3 protein-coding genes are annotated in these 2,862 nt (G+C 70.0%); 2 read left to right on the forward strand and 1 reads right to left on the reverse strand.

The features are described from left to right. A partial coding sequence (locus tag TR48_RS32620) for a YihY/virulence factor BrkB family protein (protein ID WP_042374011.1) occupies positions 1-756 on the forward strand: 756 nt, incomplete at its 5' end. 231 nt (positions 757-987) lie between these two features. Here the strand turns inward: TR48_RS32620 and TR48_RS32625 are convergent. Further along, positions 988-1,482, reverse strand: coding sequence for a MarR family winged helix-turn-helix transcriptional regulator (locus TR48_RS32625; protein WP_042374013.1), 495 nt, complete (start codon positions 1,480-1,482; stop codon positions 988-990). 111 nt (positions 1,483-1,593) lie between these two features. Between TR48_RS32625 and TR48_RS32630 the strand changes: the two genes are divergently transcribed. Then, the coding region (locus TR48_RS32630) for an FAD-dependent oxidoreductase (protein WP_042374014.1) at positions 1,594-2,862 on the forward strand (1,269 nt) is incomplete at its 3' end.

Here is a 2,862-nt window from a genome sequence, read left to right on the forward strand (position 1 = left end):
AACTCGGCGCTCGCGGACTTCCCCGTCATCGGCGACCAGCTCCGCACCAACGTGCACTCCCTGCACGGCAGCGTCTGGGCCGTCGTCATCGGCGCCCTGGGCCTGCTGTACGGCTCCCTCGGGATCGCCCAGACGCTGCAGTTCGTCATGGCCCAGGTGTGGAACATCCCCGGCGTCAAACGCCCCGGCTACCTCCCCCGCCTGGTCCGCTCCCTCGCCCTGGTCGCGGTCCTCGGCCTGGGCCTGTTGGTGTCTTCCGCGGCGACGGGCGTCGTCGCCTCCATCGGCGCCGGCCCTGCGATCACCATCGGCGGCCTGGCCGTCTCCGTGATCGTCAACACCGGCCTGTACCTGGCCTGCTTCCGAATCCTCACCCCCCAGCAGGTCCTCTGGCGGAGCCTGATCCCCGGCTGCCTGATCGCCGGACCCGCCTGGACCGCCTTGCAGGCATTCGGCGGCGCCCTGGTCGCGCACCAGCTGCGCCACACCACCGCTGTCTACGGCCTGTTCGGCACCGTCCTGGGACTGCTGTGGTGGATCTACCTCGGCGCCCAACTGACCGTCTACGCCGCCGAAAGCAACGTCGTCGTCAAACGGCGCCTGTGGCCCCGCGCCATCCTCCAGCCCCCGCTCACCGACGCCGACCAACGCGTCCTGGACGACATCGCCGAACAAGAGGAACGCCGCCCCGAGCAACACGTCGACAGCCGCTTCCCAAACCAGCCACCCGACCACCCCGAAGACACGGACAACTGACGAGGGCCCCACCCCGGCGGAACCCTAGCGCGATGGGGGACGCGTCGTGGATTCACGTCCTGACGGCCCTGCGCCTCACACGATGGGCGCGCTGGCTGTACCGGGTGGCCTCGTCGATGAGAGCCGAGGCGGTGGAGTTGGCGGCCAGGGCCCCGGCCGGGCAGGAAAGTGCTTCCGCCGAAGCCGGGTGACCGCCCGTCGGGACCACTCGAAGACGCTGCGCGCCAGTGGTCAGTCTTCGTCGGTCGGCGTGCCGCCGGCGGCGAGGGCGTCGAACTGGGTGGTCAGGTCGCTGGTCAGGCGGGTGAGCAGGCGCATGAGTTCGGTGCGGTCGTGGTCGGGCCACTGGGCGAGCGCCGCGGTGAACCAGCCGTTGACGGTGGAGGTGTAGCGGTCGACCATCTGCTGCCCGGAGGGTGTCAGGGCGATCAGGCGGGCCCTTTGGTCCTCGGGATCAGGAACGCGAATGATGAGCGCGCGCTTTTGCAGGCTGTTGAGGTGGCGGGTGACGTGGGGCCCGACGACTTGCATGCGGGTGGCGATCTCGCCGACCCGCAGCGGGTGGTCGGCCGCGTCCAGGATGACCAGGATCGTCATGGCGGGCCGGTCCAGCGCCACTCCGGCGTCCTGGGCAGCCTGCTCGTAGAGCTGCCCGCGGTTGAGCAGGGTCCGCAGCTGGAGCAGGCGCGGCAGCAGCCCGGTGGTCGCATCACTGAGCGGGTCCATGTCCACACCCTTGATAGATACCTAACATAGGTATATTTTCTCTTCCGGAGGCCGACCTCGCACGAGATCGGGCGCCGTCAAATATGATACCTAAGGTAGGTAATCAACGCTATGAACGAGCCCACTCTCACCACCGCGAACATAACCACGACCGACGTCCTGATCATCGGCGCCGGCCCCACCGGCTTGACCCTTGCCTGCGACCTGGCCCGACGCGGCGTCAGCTTCCTTCTTCTGGAACGCTCCACCACGCCCAGCACCGCCTCCCGCGCCAAGACCATCCAGCCCCGCACCATGGAGGTCGCCGACGACCTCGGCGTGGCCGGACGCGTCCTCACCGAGGGCCCGGCGAACGTCCCCACCCGTCGCTACAACCGCGACCAGGTGGTCTCCGAGGCGGTGGAGCTCGCCGCAGGGCTGCACACCACGGACGCTCCCTACCCGCCGGTCTGGCTCTCCCAGCCACGGTTCGAGCAGATCCTGCGCGACCGTCTGACCGAGCTCGGCGGAACCATCCACTGGGGGAACGAGGCAACAGACCTCCAGCAGGACGACGACGGCATCACCGCCACCGTCGAAACCACCGTCGGGCCGGACGCCGGAACCCGCACCCTGCGCGCCCGATACGCCGTCGGCGCCGACGGCGGACGCAGTGCCGTCCGCGCGATGGCCGGCATCGAACTGCACGGCACCTCCTTGCACGACCAGCGCTGGCACCTGGGAGACGTCCGCCTCACCGGCCTCTCCCGCCACTGCCAGCACCTGTGGACCAGCAAGGAGGACGGCCTGCTCTCTCTGTTCCCGCTGCCCGGCACCGACCTGTGGCAGTTCCAGGCATCCATCCCCGCCGACCAGGCCGAGCCCGAGGAGCCGTCACTGGAACTGTTCCGCCGCGTCTTCACTGACCGCGCCGGCGTCCCCGGCGTGGTCATCAAGGACGCGGAATGGCACTCCCTCCATCGGATCAACGTAGTCCTGGCCGACCACTACCGCTCCGGGCGCATCCTCCTGGCAGGCGACGCGGCGCACATCCACTCCCCGGCTGGCGGCCAGGGCATGAACACCGGCATCCAGGACGCCTACAACCTCGGCTGGAAGCTCGCCGCCCTCCTCGACGGCGCCGACCCGGCCCTGCTCGACACCTACGAGCACGAGCGCCGCCCCGTCGCCCGCAACGTCCTGGACGACAGCACCACCCGCCTGGGCAACGTGATGCGCACGCTGGGCGAGAGCGACGGCCCGTCCGCCCAGCAGGGACTCACCGACGACCGAACCACCGGACTGGGCATCGCCTACACCGACAGCCCGCTCACCGACGGGCCCAGCGCGGGAGTCCGCGCCCCCGACGCACCCTGCCATGACGCCGCCACCGGCCACCCC

Origin of the sequence: Streptacidiphilus neutrinimicus (genome assembly GCF_000787815.1) — a bacterium.
Taxonomy (GTDB): Bacteria; Actinomycetota; Actinomycetes; order Streptomycetales; family Streptomycetaceae; genus Streptacidiphilus; species Streptacidiphilus neutrinimicus.